The organism is Kitasatospora sp. HUAS MG31, from assembly GCF_040571325.1.
Taxonomy (GTDB): Bacteria; Actinomycetota; Actinomycetes; order Streptomycetales; family Streptomycetaceae; genus Kitasatospora; species Kitasatospora camelliae.
The window spans coordinates 1,022,909-1,039,778 of record NZ_CP159872.1 but is presented as its reverse complement, the minus strand read 5'-3'; the positions used below and the strand labels follow the sequence as shown (position 1 = coordinate 1,039,778).

The window sequence follows — 16,870 nt, the reverse complement described above, 5'->3', positions numbered from 1 at the left end:
GCTCCCCGTATGCGGCTGATCTGACTGATTCTCTGGGGCAGCCGGTGAGCCCACCGGTGCTGCGGGGCCCTTCGAGCCACCGCGGCCAGGTCCTTCCGCTCTGGGTGGAGTCCATGTCCGATCTGATCTACGTCGGTGTCACGGTCGCCGTGTTCGCCGTCATCGCCCTCATCGCCCGGGGGTGGAGAAGCTGTGAGCGCTGAGAACATCGCAGGTCTCATCGTCGCCGTCGCGCTCGTCGGCTACCTCGTCGTCGCGCTGATCCACCCGGAGAAGTTCTGACCATGAGCTCCACTCTTGCCGGGTGGCTGCAGGCCCTCGCCCTGGTGGGCGCCCTGGCCCTGTGCCACCGTCCCCTCGGCGACTACATCGCCGGGCTCCTCACCTCCGCCAGGCACCTGAGAGCCGAGCGCGTCCTGTACCGCGTGACCGGCGTCGACGCGGACGCCGACCAGCGCTGGCCGGTGTACCTGCGCTCGGTGCTGGCCTTCTCCGCCGTCTCGGTGCTGTTCCTGTACGGCCTGATCCGCCTCCAGACCCACCTGCTGCTGAGCCTGGGCGTCCCGGAGATGGAGGCGCGCCAGGCCTGGAACACCGCGATCTCCTTCACCACCAACACCAACTGGCAGTCCTACAGCGGCGAGGCCGCGATGGGCCACCTGGTGCAGATGGCCGGCCTGGCGGTGCAGAACTTCGTCTCCGCCGCGGTCGGCATCGCCGTGGTCGCCGCATTCCTCCGCGGTTTCACCCGCAGCCGCACGGGTTGGCCGTGGCAGGGCGGTACGGATCGCAGACCGTGCCGGTCCAGGTGCCTGAGCCGCCGGCGCCGTTGCAGGTGCCACGGTCTCCCAGGGCGCGCGGAAGCCCAACTGCTCGATCGGCAGGTGAAGTACGTGGGTGAGGAGGCGTTGGTAGTCGTCGCGCGGCCACGGAGGGGTGTCGGACTCCCATCGTCCGATCTGCCGGGTGCTGATGGTGATCCGGCCGAGGCCGAGCTGCTGAGCGGCTCGGCCGAGCGCTTCGACGAAGGCGCGCTGCGAGCTGAGGCCGGCGGCCTGGCGGGCGGCCTTTCGGGCACATGACGGGCCTCGATGTCCTTGAAACGTCCGTGAAGAGTCTGCGGTGCGACATTCAGATGTCAGTCCTGGCGCCCGAGGATGTAGTCACACCCAGCCATTTCCCGATCACCTTCAGATTACAGGGTGACACCCATGCCTACCGGCAAATCGACGCCCGCCGACCAGCTCAGCGATGACCAACTACACGGACGTGCCTGCCATATGTGTCACTCGTCCGCCCCGCCGCTCCGCGCCGCGGGCCATGTGTACACCCTCGGCAGCGAGGGAGGCCGGCTCGGATGGGCCATCCGTCGCTTGCGACGAGCACAGGGGGTACATCCGGTGACCGCCTCCTGGCCGCACCCGGTCACCGTCTCGGTCGACGGCATCCAGCTACCCGAGACGCACCCCACTCTGGAAGCTGGTCTCGCGGCGCTCTGGCGGCTGGTCGGCGCACTGCCGATCTGGACCCCCGCCTACGTGCCGACGCGGGAGGTCCTGACCGATGTCGGATGGGCGAACACGATCGCGAGCCTCCTGGAGCGCGACGGGCGGTGGCAGGCGCCCCTGCGTCTGAGCGGCGCCCCGGGCGAGTTCGCCATGGTGATCACGGCAGGGAGGCTTCCCCGTGACCGGGCAGGAGCGGTCCGTGGGGTACTGCATCGTCTGCGGGGACTACGGCCGCGGTGTGTTCGCCTGGTCGATCGGGGACCAGGCGGAGGCGATCACCGACCACGAGGGGTGCCTTGGACCGCCGGGCGGTATTCGGGCCCGGGAGGAGGAGTCCAGGCCGCGCACTGAGTAGCCATAGCCGCAGCGCCGGCCAGGTCGCAGTACGAGTGCCAGAAGCGCGCGACCGCGCGCTCGAGGCGCCATCGACCTCCGACGGCTGAACGTGCGGATCGAACGGCATTGCCGCCACTGATGGCGCTGTCCGTCCGTACGACCTGCGCGAGCGCTCTCATCTGACCTGAGGGGAGGCGGACGCGTCGGCTGTACGCCGGGATCTGTCACCCGTTCGGCCCTGTCCGCCGTCAGCGTTCCGTCAAGGCGGGCCGGGTGCGCGTAGCCCGTGCGTCAAGGACCGGGCGGCCGGGGCGCGGAGGGGCTGCACTGGAGGTGCGGGCGGGACCGACCGAGGCCCTCGCCGCGACCGGAAGGAAGCCACACGTCATGACCGATCACCAGGTGCTCCCCAGCAAGCCCGCGGGCCGCGGATCGGCTTCCGCGCCGGACGAGGCGGCCCTCCGTACGCTGCTGCGGGGAGCGGCCTTCGCCCCCCGCTTCGCCGGCGGCGCCGAGGGCCGTCCGGACACCGCCGCGATGCGGCCGGACACCGCCGAGGAGCGCCGCCGTACGGCCCCGGGGCACTGCCGGGTCGCCCTGTTCTACGAGGACTGACCGGCAGCCGTCAGGACGCCCCGAGGAGCGCGTGATGACCACCGAGAACGACATGGCAGACGACCGTCCGCGGTTCCACGTGCCGGTCCGCACGGTCGGCGCGGTGCAGGTCCTGAGGCTGTTCCGGCACCGCGACGGCAGCCGCTGCGCGGTCGCCTTCAGCACCGCCGAGGCCCTGCGCGCCCTGCTCGATGCCGACCAGGAGTCGGCCGTGGTCGGTGAGCCCGCCCTGCGCGAGCTCACCGGGCCGCTGGGTATCGGCCGGCTGGTCCTCGACCCGGCGCTGGTCGCCCCGCCGGTGACCGCCCCCGCTCCGCCCGCAGCGGCGTGCGAACGGCAGCTGGTGCCCGGGCGGTGAACGACCGGAAAGCGGAAGGGCCCCACCCGCGGGTGGGGCCCTTCCGTTGTCAGGAGTATCAGCCGGCGTGGTCGGCCTCGGCGAGGCCGCGCGGGCGGGCGATCCCGCGGTCCCCGGCCAGGAACGGCAACGGGGAGCCGGAGCGCGCGGCGAGCGCCAGGTTCTCCAGCAGCTGGGAGGGCGAGGCGACGACGACCCGGCATCCCGCGTGCATCCTGCAGTACCGGGCGACCGAGCCGTGCAGCATCTGCCCCAGCCTCCGGTGGCCGCCCGCGCCCACCACCAGCAGGTCGTCCGGACGGTCGGCGGCGGCCACCAGGACATGGCCGGGCTCGCCCCGGACCACCAGCGGGTGGATCCGGATGCCCTCCGGGTAGCCGGCGAAGGCCTGGTCGAACGCGGTGTCCAACCGCCGCCGGGCTGCGTACTCCAGTTCGGACAACGGGCGCAGACTGTCATCCCTCGAAGGCTGCCAGGCGGTGACCGGGACGAGCACCGCACCTCGCTCCCGCGCCTCGTCGACCGCGCGGTACAGGGCGGCGAGGCCGCTGAGCGTCCCGCAGACCCCGACGATGACCCGCTTGCCGCGATCCATGGTGATCCACTCCGTCTTACTCGTGTTCCGCTTCCGCTTACCCCTCCATTGCACGCCGGGAACGGCAGGGCGGGGGAACCCTTGACACGGAGATGACGCCGCGCGCCCGCGTTTTGACACAACCTTTGCGCCGTGCGCGCCCGGGGGTGCGCCCTCCTCGCGGGAGCGTCAAGGAAACGTCAGGGGCGCCGTGATCTGCGCCAAGAGCCCGTCAGGGAACGGACGGTCGCGGAGCGCGAGCCCCTAGCGTCGGATGCGTGAACGGTTCCGCCCCACCTTCTCCGTGGTGGAGGGGAGTGCGGAACCACGCCGGAATACCCAACACCTCGGTGGGCCACCGAGGACATTCCGGCGGCCAGTGAAAGAGGGGAGGGGACGCGCGGTCATGACAGCGGGTGCGCGACGTACGGTGATCGAGCCGGTGAAGACAGGCTCGCCGGGAACGGCGACCTCCGGCCCGACCGCCCAGGCACCCGGACCGCGCGTCCCCGGTTCACCGGACACCTCGCCCGTCGGCCGGATGTCCGGCCGCGTCCTTCCTCGACAAGACGCAGGCCTTCGCCCGCCTCGACGGCGCCACCCTCGCCACCTACGACGCCCGGCTGGACACCGCGGCCAAGGCGCACCGCGCCGACCACCGCACCGTCCCCTTCGGCGGCCACCTGGGCACCGAGCTGCGCAACATCACCTTCCCCGGCGAGCAGGAGGCCGCCGAGCGGGTGCTGGACGCCTTCCAGCAGTACCAGCGCGACGACCGGAGGATGCGCGATCTGCGGGCCCAGGGCCGGCTGAAGGAGGCCGTCACCTTCAACACCGGCCTCGCGCCCGGCCAGTCCAACGCCGACGTCGCCCGGCTCGCCGAGACCCTGGACGCGGTCCTCGCGGTCAACCGGCAGGCGATGGACCGGGCCGTGGCCGAGGCGGACGACGACCTCGACGGTACAACGGCCGCCTCCGGCGGGGCGGCCCTGGCAGCGGCCATGGTGCTCACCGTGCTCGGGGTCCGGCCGCGACGGCCCCGGCCCACCGCTGCCCGAGTGAGGCCACCGCGACCACCACCACGACCAGCAGCAGGGCCACGTTGGTGTTGGCCATGCTGTCGCGGAACGGCAGCAGGACGGCGCTGAGCGCGAGCGGGGCGAGCACGGCCGCGAGCAGCGACAACGGGCCACGGTACGTGAGGTAACGGCGCATGGTGCACCTCCTGACTCCGGTGTAGCAGGCGGGCCGGCGAGGCGACGGCGCCGCACGACCGTGTTAACGCGATCCTTGCGCGGCCGATCCCCGCCGCCGTTCCTCCCGTCCGCCCTGCGTGCCGGGCTCAGGCGGCCGGGCCCACCCAGTACACGACTTCGGCGCCCACCGGCACGAATCCGGCAGCCGCCGCGAGCGCACGGCTGGGTCCGTTGGACCGGGGCACGGTCCACGTCGGCGTCCGTCCGCTGCGGCGGACGGCGGCGCAGGCCGCGCGGACGCAGGCCAGCGCCAGCCCCTGCCGCCGGTGGCCAGGAACGGTCGCCACGGCCAGGTCCTCGTGGGCCAGCCCGTGCAGGTATCCGACCGCGAGCGAGACGAGGCGGTCGTCCGCGAACGCGCCCCAGGCGGCGCCGGCCGAGGCCAGCGCGCCGGTCGACTCCCAGGTCTCCGCGATCCACCGCAGGTCTGCGCCCAGGGTGTCGAGGTGGACGGCGTCCGCAGGGCCGAGCCGCCGGACCCGCACACCGGGAGGGAGGCCGCGACGGACCGGACGGCGCTGCTGGGTGCAGACCATCCGGACCCAGGGGAAGACCTGGGTGAAGGTCCTGCCGAATAGCGGGAGGAAGCGGTCGGACGCACTGAACTGCCCGTGCCCGAGGGGGAGGAGGACGTCCGGGGTGAGGAAGCGCGGGTCGCCGCGCAGAACGCGCTGCGGACCGCAGTGGACCAGCGCGGCCCGGGGCGACACCGGTCGGTCGGTCCACACGCTGCCGCATCCGGTCAGCAGGACGTGGGCGGCCAGGGTGCCCGGCCCGGGGGTCTCGGGACGGAACCAGGCGTCAAGCAGCGGATTGCTGTTGCGGATCAGGTCCCGCGGGCCAGGACGGGGCGGCACAGTGCCGCCGACCGCCCGGTCCGCCGGGTGAAGACGGTCGATCACCCGGCCAGTGAACCCGCCGCCCGGGCGGAAGGGCTTGGTCCTGACGCGGTCCTGTCGGCCGACCGCGTATTCCTGACGCAGCCTTGGCGAGGCCGGCCGACGACCGGGCCCGAGGACATCCCGCCCCTGGCACCCCCGATGTTCCCAGGCCGCTGTCAACGCTCCGTCAATCAATACGGACGTAGCGTCAGGATCGCGTCATGACAGGCACGTTCGTACGCACGCCGCGATTGGCTGGGCTCCTGTCGACCGCCCGGGTCGGCCTCCGTCATGGTCCACGCCCGAGAAGGCCTCGCTGCATGCTTCCCCTGGCTCCTGAGAAGGACGTCGTCCACCCCGACCCGGTGGCCTCGCCGCCGCCCGGCCGACGCCACCGTGCGGACCTCGCCCCGTTCGACCCGAAGCAACTGCTGACCGCCCTCCCGGAGGCGCTGCGCAAGCTGCATCCGCGGGTGATGGTGCGCAACCCGGTGATGTTCGTGGTCGAGGTCGGCTCCGCCCTGACGACCCTGTCGGCGATCGTGTCGCCCAGCGTCTTCGCCTGGCTGATCAGCTCCTGGCTCTGGCTGACCGTGGTGTTCGCCAACCTCGCCGAGGCCGTCGCCGAGGGGCGGGGCAGAGCTCAGGCCGAGTCGCTGCGCCGGGCCCGGACCGGCACGGTGGCCCGCCGACTCCGCAGCTGGCGGGTCGGCCTCACCCGCTACGAGGAGGAGACCGTACCCGCCGAGAAGCTCTGCCTCCACGACTTCGTGCTGGTGGAGGCGGGCGAGACCATCCCCGGCGACGGCGATGTCGTCGACGGGATCGCCGCGGTGGACGAATCGGCGATCACCGGCGAGTCCGCCCCCGTGATCCGCGAGGCCGGCGGCGACCGCTGCTCGGTCACCGGCGGCACCCGGGTGCTGTCCGACCGGATCGTGGTCCGGATCACCGCCAAACCGGGGCTGACCTTCATCGACCGGATGATCGCCCTGGTCGAGGGCGCCGAGCGGAAGAAGACCCCGAACGAGATCGCGCTCAACCTGCTGCTCGCCTCCCTCACCATCGTCTTCATCCTCTCCGTGGTCACCCTCCAGCCGATCGCCATCCACGCCGGGGCCGAGCAGTCCACCGCCGTCCTGGTCGCCCTGCTGGTGGCGCTGATCCCGACCACGATCGGCGCCCTGCTGTCGGCGATCGGCATCGCCGGCATGGACCGCCTCGTCCAGCGCAACGTGCTCGCCATGTCCGGCCGGGCCGTGGAGGCCGCCGGCGACGTGGACGTGCTGCTCCTGGACAAGACCGGCACCGTCACCTTCGGCAACCGGCAGGCCGTCCGGTTCCTGCCCGCCCCCGGCATCCCCTCCGACCGGCTCGCCGAGGCCGCCCAGCTGTCCTCCCTGGCGGACGAGACCCCGGAGGGGCGCTCCATCGTGGTGCTCGCCCAGCGGTACCGGCTGCGCGAACGCGCCCCGGGCGAGCTCGGCCGGATGGAGTTCGTCCCGTTCAGCGCGCAGACCCGGATGAGCGGCGTCGACCTGCTGTGGCCCGACGGGACGGTGATCAGCGTCCGCAAGGGCGCCTCGGCGGCCGTCTCGGCCTGGGTCTACGAACGCGGCGGGCTGGTCCAGGGCGAGGTGCTGGAAGCCGTGGACATCGTCTCCGCCAACGGCGGCACCCCGCTGCTGGTCGCCGTCCACGACCGGCACGGCGCCCGGGTGATGGGCATCGTCCAGCTCAAGGACGTGGTGAAGGACGGCATCCGCGAACGCTTCGCCGAACTACGCCGGATGGGGATCCGCACGGTGATGGTGACCGGGGACAACCCGCTGACGGCCGCGGCGATCGCGCGGGAGGCGGGCGTGGACGAGTTCCTCGCCGAGGCCACCCCCGAGGACAAGCTCGCCCTGATCCGCCGCGAGCAGGAGGGCGGCAAGCTGGTCGCGATGACCGGTGACGGCACCAACGACGCCCCCGCCCTCGCCCAGGCGGACGTCGGCGTCGCGATGAACACCGGCACCTCCGCCGCCAAGGAGGCCGGCAACATGGTCGACCTGGACTCCAGCCCCACCAAGCTGCTGGAGATCGTCGAGGTCGGCAAGCAACTGCTGATCACCCGCGGCGCGCTGACCACCTTCTCGATCGCCAACGACGTCGCCAAGTACTTCGCGATCATCCCCGCGATGTTCGCCGGCGCCTACCCGGGCCTGCGTCACCTCAACGTCATGGCGCTGCACAGCCCGACCTCCGCCATCGCCTCGGCGATCATCTTCAACGCCCTGATCATCGTGGCGCTGATCCCGCTGGCGCTGCGCGGCGTCCGCTACCGGCCGGCGTCCGCCTCCCAGCTGCTCGCGCGGAACCTGCGGGTGTTCGGGCTCGGCGGGCTGGTGCTGCCGTTCCTCGGGATCAAGCTGATCGACCTGCTGGTCGTGCAGTTCCTGCTCTGACTCCGCCACTCCGCAGCCTCGATGGCCGCAGCTCCGCTGCTACTCCCTCGTCGGCACCGCCCAGACTCGGCTCTCGACCCGCTCCTTCACCCACCCCCCCATGGCCGGTCGGTCCAAGGATTTCCATCCGCGCCGTGTGGTGCCGTAGAGTCGTGATCGCCGACGCGGGGTGGAGCAGCTCGGTAGCTCGCTGGGCTCATAACCCAGAGGTCGCAGGTTCAAATCCTGTCCCCGCTACGAGAAAGCCGGGCCCGGTACGTGAAGACGTACCGGGCCCGGCTTGTTTCCCCGCCGATCGCGGCTGACCGTCGCCGGGCCACCGGGTGGCCCATCGCGGGCCGGCGCCCTTCCGGTCGACCGGCAGCGGTCTGCACCGCCACGTCACGCCCGGCTGACTCCGGCACAACGTCCGAGCGGTCCCGAGCTCAGGTGACCGCCGTGGACGCCGGCGGGCGGCGTACGTCGACGTGGTGTCGGGTACGCCGCCCGGGGATGGGACGGGTTGCGGGTCGGAGTCCGCCGGGTGATGGCGGTTACTTCGGGTCGCGGTTGAACGTCGAGGTCGACCAGCGGTAGCCGAGCACCGTCAGGGCCAGGCACCAGGCGACGGCGATCCAGCCGTTGTGGCCGATCTCGGTGCCGAGGAGCAGGCCGCGCAGGGTCTCGATGGCCGGGGTGAAGGGCTGGTACTCGGCGATCGGCTGGAACCAGCCCGGCATGGCGTGGACCGGGACGAAGGCGCTGGAGATCAGCGGGAGGAAGATCAGCGGCAGCGCGTTGTTGCTGGCCGCCTCGGCGTTCGGGCTGACCATGCCCATCCCGACCGCGATCCAGGTGAGCGCCAGGGCGAACAGGGCGAGCACTCCGAACGCCGCCAGCCACTCCAGGACCGTGGCGTCCGTGGAGCGGAAGCCGATGGCCACGCCGACCGCGCCGACCAGGACCACGCTGAGCACCGACTGCAGCACGCTGCCGATGACGTGCCCGATGAGCACCGAACCGCGGTGGATCGGCATCGTGCGGAAGCGGGCGATGATGCCCTCGGTCATGTCGTTGGAGACGGACACCGCGGTGCCGACCGTGGTGCCGCCGATGGTCATCAGCAGGATGCCCGGGACGAGGTACGCGATGTACGCGGAGCGGTCCGCGCCATCGCCGCCGATGCCCGCGCTCATCACGTCGCCGAAGACGTAGACGAAGAGCAGCAGCAGGACCACCGGGGTCAGCAGCAGGTTGAGGGTGAGGGACGGGTAGCGCCGGGCGTGCAGCAGGTTGCGGCGCAGCATGGTGGACGAGTCGCGGACGGCGAGGGCCAGGGAGCTCATCGGACAGCCTCCTTCGGCTGGTCGGGGACGGTGCCGGAGCCGGTGAGGGCGAAGAACACGTCGTCGAGGTCGGGGGTGTGCACGGTGAGCTCGTCCGCCTCGATGCCGGCGGAGTCCAACCGGTCGAGGACGGCGCGCAGTTCGCGCTGGCTGCCGTCGCTGGGGATCTGCAGGGCCAGCGCCTCGTCGTCCCGGGCGGCGGCCGGGAGGGAGGACACGGCCGACCGGTACGCCGCGGGGTCGGTGAAGCGGAGCCGGACGTGCCCGCCGGGGATCAGCCGCTTGAGCTCCTCGGCCGTCCCCTCCGCCGCGATCCGGCCGTCGTTCAACACGGCGATGCGGTCGGCGAGTTCGTCGGCCTCCTCCAGGTACTGGGTGGTGAGGAAGACGGTGACGCCGTCGGCGACCAGCCCGCGGATGATCTGCCACATGGTGTGGCGGGAGCGCGGGTCGAGGCCGGTGGTCGGCTCGTCGAGGAAGATGATCCGCGGGTCGCCGACCAGGGTCATCGCGATGTCGAGGCGCCGCTTCATCCCGCCGGAGTAACTGGACGCGGGCTTCTTCGCGGCCTCGACCAGGTCGAAGCGCTCCAGCAGTTCGGCGGCGACCCGCCGGCCCTCGCGCTTGGACAGGTGGTGCAGGTCCGCCATGAGGAGCATGTTCTCCTCGCCGGTGATCAGGCCGTCCACGGCGGAGAACTGGCCGGTGACGCCGATCGCGGCCCGCACCCCGTGGGGCGAGGTGGCGATGTCGTGGCCGGCGACGTGGGCCTGGCCGCCGTCGGCGGTGACCAGGGTGGTGAGGATCTTCACGGTGGTGGTCTTGCCGGCGCCGTTCGGCCCGAGCAGGGCGAACACGGACCCGGCCGGGATGTGCAGGTCGATGCCGTCGAGCACGGTCTTGTCGCCGTAGGACTTGCGCAGACCGGAGGCGGAGATGGCGGCGGGCGGCTGCGCACCGGGCATTCGTGGCGTGGGCATGACAGATGAAGGCATGGGGCCCTCCTGGTCGAAGGCTGGCTGGTGGGGTGGGTCGGTGAGGCGAATCAGCGGGGTGATTCCGGTGCCGGGGCCGGTCAGGGGCCGGGGCAGGTCAGGCCTTGGCGCGGAGGATGTCGATGTTGCCGTACCGGGTGCGGGCGTGGACCTTGACGGTCTCCTCGGAGCGTCCGGGGGCGTCGGAGGCGGCGAGCATGTTCCGCACCTGGCCGGAGCCCGAGTTGACGTCGAGCCAGGCGGCCGTGCCCGGCCGGATGCCGACCTCGATGGCACCGTAGGAGGTCTCCAACTGGACGGTACCGCGCACCACTTCACCGACCCGCAGGGTGCCGTGGGCGGTGGTGGCGGTGACCGAGGCCTCGGCGTGCCGGATCTCGATGTCGCCGTTGGCGCCGCTGACCCGCAGCTCGTCGGCGGCGGTGCCGACGGTGGTGGTGCCGTGCGAGTTCTTCAGGACGGCGGCGCCGTCCACCTGCCCGACGCGCAGGCTGCCCGAGCTGGTGGTGATCTCGGCCGCGCCCTCGATGCGGTCCACGGTGATCGAGCCGTGCGAGGCGGTCAGCCGCAGCGGCCCGGTCGTGTCGAGCCGGGTGTCGCCGGAGGAGGTCTTCACCCGGACCTCGCCGAGCCGGCCCTCGCCGAGCACCTGGGTCCAGGCGCCGGTCAGGTCGACCTGTGAGCCGGTGGGCAACTCGACCGTCACGTCGACGACGCCGGGGCGGCGGAGCGAGTTGCGCGACCTGGGCGTCCTGACGGCCAGGACGCCCCCGGACAGGGTGACCTCGGTCTGCTCGGCGGCCCGGACGTCCCGGTCCTGCTTCGGGTCGCGGGGCTGCACCTCGACCGCGGTGTCGAGCCGGTCGGCCGCGACGAACCGGACGGAGCCGGCCTCCACGTGGGCGGTCACGGAGATCGGTGCGGGGGTGTCGAAAGAAGGCATGACTGTCCCGTCCTCATGGGTCTGGGTGGCGTCTCCGCAGGTGGGACGCGGTGGGTGAGTGAATGAGGTGGTGCGGTGCCGGTGGGTGGGCGTGGGCTAGCGCACCCAGCCCGTGATGCTCTGTCCGACGGTCGTCCGGGACCTCTCCGTCGTGCGCGGCTGCCCGCCCCCGTCGACGGCGGCCGACACGGCCCGGACCAGCCAGGCGTTGACCGACAGGCCCTCGCGGCTCGCGGCCTCCTCGGCCCGCGCCTTGAGCTGGGCCGGCAGCCGCAGGTTGACCCGGGCGGTGCCGCCCTCGTCGACGTCGGCGGGCGCCGACGCGGCGAGGGACTCGACGGGTACGCCGGCCGGCTCGGCGTGGCCGACGGCGACGGTGGGAGGCAGGGAGACCACGAAATCCGGGTCCAGCCCGCGCAGCCGTACGTCGACCGAGCCCGGGGCGAGCTCGCGGGTGATCTCGTCCATCGCGGCGGAGAGCACGTTGAGCATGGTCAGGCGGGTCGCCGATTCCAGGGGAGCGGTGAGGCGCTCGGCCAGTGCGCGGGCGTCGTCCCCGCCGGCTTCGGCGGCCACCGCCAGTTCGCGGCGGAGGTTCTCGACGTACGGGGTGAGGTCCATGACGCCATCATGGCACCACTATGGCGCCATGCGCAAGCCTGAGTGGCGCCACGTGGGGAGTCGGATTGCGCGCACCCGCCCTGAACTGGGGAAACGAGGTGGCGCCGGGGCGTGGCACCGCGTGGCACCGCGTGGTGCCACGCGGTGCCATAGGGTGCCATGTGGTGCCGGGGCGTGGCGCCTGAGGCGGAGACGGGCTCGACCACGGCTCCGCGTGCCCGGGCGCGCCAAGATCGCGTCAAGGGTCGGGCGTCCGTCGTCAAGGCCCCGTATGGCCGGCGGGGCGTGCGTACCGGGGTGGCCAGGATCGGGAACGGACCCCTCCCGGAGGACTGGAGCACGATGCCCGAGACCACTGACCCGCACCCCGCACCCGCGCCGACGACCGTCCTGGCGGAACCCCCTGATACCGGCGCCGCCGACGACCGCCACCGGCTGACCGCGCTCGGCGGCCTGGCCGCCCTGTCCCTGGACGCGATGGCCTCGGTGGCGTACGGCCCGGAGTCCATCGTCCTGGTGCTCGCTGCGGCCGGCGCGTACGGCCTCGGGTTCACCCTGCCGGTGACGGCGGCGATCGCCGTGCTGCTGGCGGTCCTGGTGGCCTCGTACCGGCAGGTGATCGCGGCTTTCCCGGACGGTGGCGGCTCGTACGCGGTGGCCGAGGCGCACCTGGGCCGACGCACCGCGCTGACCGCCGCAGCCTCGCTGGTGATCGACTACGTGCTCAACGTGGCCGTCTCGGTGACCGCCGGTGTGGCGGCGCTGACCTCCGCCTTCCCCGCGCTGTACGGGGACCGGGTGTGGCTGTGCCTGGGCGTGCTGGCCCTGGTGACTGCGGTGAACCTGCGCGGCATCGCCGAGTCCGCCCGCTGGTTCATGGCGCCGACGGCGGTGTTCGTGCTGTCGATCCTGGCGATCATCGTGGTCGGCCTGTTCCGGGACACGCCCGCCTCCACCGAGGCCGCCGCCGGGCATGCCTCCGCGCTCGCCGGCGACGCCACCACCGTCGGCGCGCTGCTGCTGCTCAAGGCGTTCGCTTCGGGCTGCTCGGCACTGACCGGTGTGGAGGCCATCGCCAACGCCGTGCCCTCCTTCCGTATCCCGCGGGTCAGACGGGCCCAGCACACCGAGGTCGCCCTCGGCGCGCTGCTCGGCGTGATGCTGATCGGGCTGGCGGTGCTGATCGGCCGCTTCCACCTCCAGCCGGTGGAGGGCGTCACCGTCCTCGCCCAGCTCGCCGACGCCTCGCTCGGCCACGGGTTCGGCTTCTACCTGGTCCAGTTCGCCACCGTCGTCCTGCTCGCCCTGGCCGCCAACACCTCCTTCGGCGGACTGCCGGTCCTGCTCCACCTGCTGGCCCGCGACAACCACCTGCCGCACGTCTTCGCGCTGCGCGCCGACCGGCAGGTGCACCGGCACGGCGTGCTCTTCCTGGCCCTGGTCTCGGCCGCGCTGCTGGTCGCCTCCGGCGGCGACGTGAACAGCCTGGTGCCGCTGTTCGCCATCGGCGTCTTCGTCGGCTTCACCATCTGCCAGGTCGGCATGGTCCGGCACTGGCGGCAGCGGCGCGGCCCCGGTTGGCGGGGCAAGGCCCTGCTGAACGGCGTCGGCGCGCTGCTCACCGGCACTGCCACGGTGGTGGTGGCCGGCACCAAGTTCACCGAGGGAGCCTGGGGCATCTGCCTGGGCCTGCCGCTGCTGGTGCTCTGTTTCGAGCTGATCCACCGCACCTACGCCCGGATCGGAGCCAACCTGGGGCTGGGCGCCATCCCGGGCCCGCTCACCCAGCAGCGTTCCCTAGTGGTGGTTCCCGTCCACGCGATCACCAGGCTCACTCGCGACGCCCTCTCCGCCGCCCTCTCGCTCGGCGACGAGGTGCAGGCCGTCACCGTCGTCCACACCGCGCCGGACGTCGAGGACCGGCTGGCCGCTGAGGCGCTGCGCCGCGACTGGGAACTGTGGCGACCCGGGGTGCCGCTGATCGAGATCACCGACTCCCACCGCCGCCTCGGCCAGCCCATCGCCGCGTACGTGAACACCCTCGCTGCGGAGCACGCGTACGACCGGATCACCGTGCTGATCCCGGAGGCCGAACCGCGGCGGCTGTGGCAGCGCGCCCTGCAGAACCAGCGCGGCGCCGTCATCGCCCGTGCCCTGCGTCGGCACACCGACGCCGTGGTCTGCCGGCTGCGGCTGCGGATGTAGCGACGCCCGTCGTGTACGGCCTGCCTGATACATCCAGGTTTGCCGGATTTCAGCATGGATATTGACGATTCCTTAACGGCCCCCTGCACCACCTCCGAAGGGTGGCGTGGGGGGTCTGTGTGGCTGGCCTGACCTGCGGAAACAGTGCTGCGGGGGCGAAAGGGCAGGGGTCCGTCGGTCCGATTGTCATCACGCCGGAGGCCCCTACTCTCGCTTACGTGTTCAACGTGCCCCAGGCGCTCAAGCGCCTCGTGATCGGCAAGGCCATGCGCAGCGAGGAGCTGGGCGAGACGCTGCTCCCCAAGCGTCTGGCGTTGCCGATCTTCGCTTCCGACCCGCTGTCCTCGGTCGCCTACGCCACCGGCGAGATCCTGCTCGTCCTCACCGTGGGCGGCACCGCCTTCCTCTACCTGACCCCGTGGGTCGCGGCCGGCGTGGTCGCGCTGATGGCCGTGGTGGTGATGTCCTACCGGCAGGTGGTGCACGCCTACCCGAGCGGCGGCGGCTCGTACGAGGTGGTGTCCAAGAACCTCGGCGCCAACTCGGGCCTGGTGGTGGCGGCCTCGCTGCTGGTCGACTACGTGATGACCGTCGCGGTGTCGGTGGCCTCCGGCGTGGACAACATCATCTCGGCCTTCGGCGGCCTCGCCGAGTACCGGGTCCTCCTGGCGGTCGGCTTCGTGGCGCTGCTGACCGCGATGAACCTGCGCGGCGTCCGCGAGTCCGGCCGGGCCTTCGCCGCACCGACCTACCTGTTCATCGGCGGCATCCTGCTGATGGTGGTGACCGGTCTGGTCCGGGTGGTGTTCGGTGACGACCCGCAGGCGCCCACCGCCGCCTTCGGCGTCGCCCCGGCCGAGGGCGGCGACAACCTCGCCGGGCTCGGCCTGCTGATGCTGGGCCTGCGCGCGTTCGCCTCCGGCTGCACCGCGCTCACCGGTGTTGAGGCCATCTCCAACGGCGTCCCCGCGTTCCGCGCCCCCAAGTCGAAGAACGCCGCGACGACGATGAGCGCCATGGGCCTGACCGCCGTGGTCATGTTCGTCGGCGTCACCGTGCTGGCGATGACCTCGAACGTGCACTACGTGGACGACGCCTGCCAGCTGACCGGCCTTCCCGGCGACTGCGCCACCTACACCCAGCAGACCGTGATCGCCCAGCTCGCCTCGACCTTCCTCGGCGGCAGCGACAGCATCCTGTTCTACTTCATCCAGGCCGTCACCGCGCTGGTCCTGATCCTCGCCGCCAACACCGCCTTCAACGGCTTCCCGCTGCTCGCCTCGATCCTCGCCGAGCACCGCTACCTGCCCCGGCAGATGCACACCCGCGGCGACCGGCTGGCCTTCTCCAACGGCATCATCGCCCTCGCCGTGGTGGCCGGCGCCCTGCTCTGGTTCTACCGGGCCGACGTCACCAGCCTGATCCACCTCTACATCCTGGGCGTGTTCACCTCCTTCACGCTCTCCCAGGTCGGCATGGTCCGGCACTGGAACCGCACCCTGGCCACCGAGAGCGACTCCACCGTCCGGGCCGGTGCCCAGCGCTCCCGGATCATCAACGGGCTGGGTGCGGTCACCACCGCGCTGGTCCTGGTGATCGTCCTGATCACCAAGTTCACCCAGGGCGCCTGGCTGGCCGTGCTGGCCGCGGCCGCGCTCTGGGCGATGATGCGCGGCATCCGCCGCCACTACGACGCCGTCTCGGACGAACTGGCCATCGAGGACCCGCAGGAGGAGTCCGCCCGTCCGGCCAAGGTGCACGGCGTGGTGCTGGTCTCCAAGCTCCACAAGGCCACCCTCCGGGCTCTCGGCTACGCCCAGGCGTTCCGGCCCGACACCCTGGAGGCGCTCACCGTCGCCGTCGAGAAGGACAGCACCGCCGACCTGCGCGCCCAGTGGGAGGCGTACGAGATCGCGGTGCCGCTCAAGGTCCTGGACTCGCCGTTCCGCGAGATCACCAAGCCGGTGGTGCACTACGTCCGCGAGTACCGCCGCACCAGCCCCCGGGACGCCGTCGCGGTGTTCATCCCCGAGTACGTGGTCGGCCACTGGTGGGAGCACCTGCTGCACAACCAGTCCGCGCTCTGGCTGAAGAGTCGGCTGCTGTTCACCCCCGGCGTGATGGTCATCAGCGTGCCCTGGCAGCTCGCCTCGGCCCCGCGCGCCGACCGCCCGGCCCGCCGTGCCCCCGGCGCCATGCGGCGTGGCGAACCCGCCCCGGCGCGCAAGCCCACCCCGGCCCGCGAACCCGCCACGCCCGAGCGGATCTGACCCGCCGCCCCGACGGCCTCCGGAGACAGCACCCGCTGCCTCGGAGGCCGTCGGCGTACCGGCCGTCAGGTCGGGTCAGGTCAGGTCAGGTCCGACCGCTGCGGAGGAGTGGAGTTCGCGCTCTTCCTGTCCACCGGGGCCTCGCCCGGCACCTTCACCCAGATGGGCTGGGAGGTCGACGACCTCGACGCCCTCGTGGCGGAACTCAGGCGCCGTGGCGTGCAGTTCGAGGAGGTCGACGTCCCCGGCCTCCGCACCCGCGACGGCATCGCCGAGATCGCCGGCCACTACGCCGCCAAGGGCGCCCGAGGCGAACGCGCCGCCTGGTTCCACGACAGCGAGGGCAACCTGCTCGGCCTCGGCCAGCCGACCCGCTGAGGCGGGTCGGCCGCGCCCGCGGACCAGACGACCCTCTGCGACGATCCCGCCATCCTCGCGCACCCGTCGATTCTCCGGCTTCGGCGGCCGGCCCCGGTCCAGGGGCCGTCCTTCCGGTTCCTCCGGGACGACGTGAACCTTCCGGCTGCGGGGGA

The 16,870-nt window shown here is 72.2% G+C and carries 13 protein-coding genes, 1 tRNA gene and 2 pseudogenes; 9 read left to right on the top strand and 7 right to left on the bottom strand.

Translation table 11 applies throughout. The features are described from left to right. Positions 1-192 precede the first annotated feature (192 nt). The 4 genes and pseudogenes from kdpF (at position 193) to ABWK59_RS05045 (ending at position 2,817) form a co-directional block, all read left to right on the top strand. Positions 193-282 carry a K(+)-transporting ATPase subunit F gene (gene kdpF / locus ABWK59_RS05060; RefSeq protein ID WP_354638153.1) on the top strand — a complete coding sequence of 30 codons (90 nt, stop codon included), beginning with the start codon at positions 193-195 and terminating at the stop codon, positions 280-282. Between the two features lie 2 nt (positions 283-284). Beyond that, positions 285-764: pseudogene (locus ABWK59_RS05055) on the top strand (potassium-transporting ATPase subunit KdpA); the annotation flags it as partial. A gap of 1,467 nt (positions 765-2,231) precedes the next feature. Further along, positions 2,232-2,459, top strand: coding sequence for a hypothetical protein (locus ABWK59_RS05050; protein WP_354638150.1), 228 nt, complete (start codon positions 2,232-2,234; stop codon positions 2,457-2,459). A 34-nt stretch (positions 2,460-2,493) separates the two neighbouring features. After that, positions 2,494-2,817 carry an SAV_915 family protein gene (locus tag ABWK59_RS05045; protein WP_354638149.1) on the top strand — a complete coding sequence of 108 codons (324 nt, stop codon included), beginning with the start codon at positions 2,494-2,496 and terminating at the stop codon, positions 2,815-2,817. A gap of 58 nt (positions 2,818-2,875) precedes the next feature. Here ABWK59_RS05045 and ABWK59_RS05040 read toward each other — a convergent pair whose 3' ends face one another. From ABWK59_RS05040 to ABWK59_RS05030, 3 genes are all read right to left on the bottom strand, one after another. Further along, a complete protein-coding gene (locus ABWK59_RS05040; RefSeq protein WP_354638147.1) occupies positions 2,876-3,412 on the bottom strand; it encodes a universal stress protein in 537 nt (178 codons plus the stop codon). 987 nt (positions 3,413-4,399) lie between these two features. Further along, the gene (locus ABWK59_RS05035) at positions 4,400-4,606 is read right to left on the bottom strand and encodes a hypothetical protein (RefSeq protein ID WP_354638144.1); all 207 of its coding nucleotides are present in this window, start codon (positions 4,604-4,606) and stop codon (positions 4,400-4,402) included. Positions 4,607-4,733: 127 nt separating this feature from the next. Then, positions 4,734-5,549 (bottom strand): GNAT family N-acetyltransferase, encoded by an 816-nt coding sequence (locus ABWK59_RS05030; protein WP_354638143.1) that lies wholly within the window; start codon positions 5,547-5,549, stop codon positions 4,734-4,736. 299 nt (positions 5,550-5,848) lie between these two features. Here ABWK59_RS05030 and kdpB point away from each other — a divergent pair, with 299 nt between their 5' ends. Then, positions 5,849-7,978 (top strand): potassium-transporting ATPase subunit KdpB, encoded by a 2,130-nt coding sequence (gene kdpB, locus ABWK59_RS05025; RefSeq protein ID WP_354638141.1) that lies wholly within the window; start codon positions 5,849-5,851, stop codon positions 7,976-7,978. 163 nt (positions 7,979-8,141) lie between these two features. Next, positions 8,142-8,215 (top strand) — tRNA-Met (locus ABWK59_RS05020). 296 nt (positions 8,216-8,511) lie between these two features. On the opposite strand, the gene ABWK59_RS05015 is transcribed toward ABWK59_RS05020, so the two are convergent. The 4 genes from ABWK59_RS05015 to ABWK59_RS05000 form a co-directional block, all read right to left on the bottom strand. Beyond that, the gene (locus ABWK59_RS05015) at positions 8,512-9,303 is read right to left on the bottom strand and encodes an ABC transporter permease (protein ID WP_354638140.1); all 792 of its coding nucleotides are present in this window, start codon (positions 9,301-9,303) and stop codon (positions 8,512-8,514) included. Beyond that, entirely contained in the window at positions 9,300-10,298 is a 999-nt protein-coding gene (locus ABWK59_RS05010; RefSeq protein ID WP_354638139.1) for an ATP-binding cassette domain-containing protein, read from the bottom strand. The genes ABWK59_RS05015 and ABWK59_RS05010 overlap by 4 nt, the downstream gene beginning before the upstream one ends. Before the next feature lie 97 nt (positions 10,299-10,395). Continuing rightward, the gene (locus ABWK59_RS05005) at positions 10,396-11,241 is read right to left on the bottom strand and encodes a DUF4097 family beta strand repeat-containing protein (RefSeq protein ID WP_354638138.1); all 846 of its coding nucleotides are present in this window, start codon (positions 11,239-11,241) and stop codon (positions 10,396-10,398) included. Between the two features lie 96 nt (positions 11,242-11,337). Then, a complete protein-coding gene (locus ABWK59_RS05000) occupies positions 11,338-11,862 on the bottom strand; it encodes a toxin-antitoxin system HicB family antitoxin (protein ID WP_354638137.1) in 525 nt (174 codons plus the stop codon). 342 nt (positions 11,863-12,204) lie between these two features. On the opposite strand from ABWK59_RS05000, the gene ABWK59_RS04995 reads away from it, so the two are divergent. From ABWK59_RS04995 to ABWK59_RS04985, 3 genes and pseudogenes are all read left to right on the top strand, one after another. Next, positions 12,205-14,067 (top strand): APC family permease, encoded by a 1,863-nt coding sequence (locus ABWK59_RS04995; RefSeq protein WP_354638136.1) that lies wholly within the window; start codon positions 12,205-12,207, stop codon positions 14,065-14,067. A gap of 266 nt (positions 14,068-14,333) precedes the next feature. Next, complete coding sequence (locus ABWK59_RS04990) at positions 14,334-16,337, top strand: APC family permease (protein WP_354644829.1); 2,004 nt, start codon at positions 14,334-14,336, stop codon at positions 16,335-16,337. Positions 16,338-16,433: 96 nt separating this feature from the next. Then, positions 16,434-16,715: pseudogene (locus ABWK59_RS04985) on the top strand (VOC family protein); the annotation flags it as partial. Positions 16,716-16,870 lie beyond the last annotated feature (155 nt).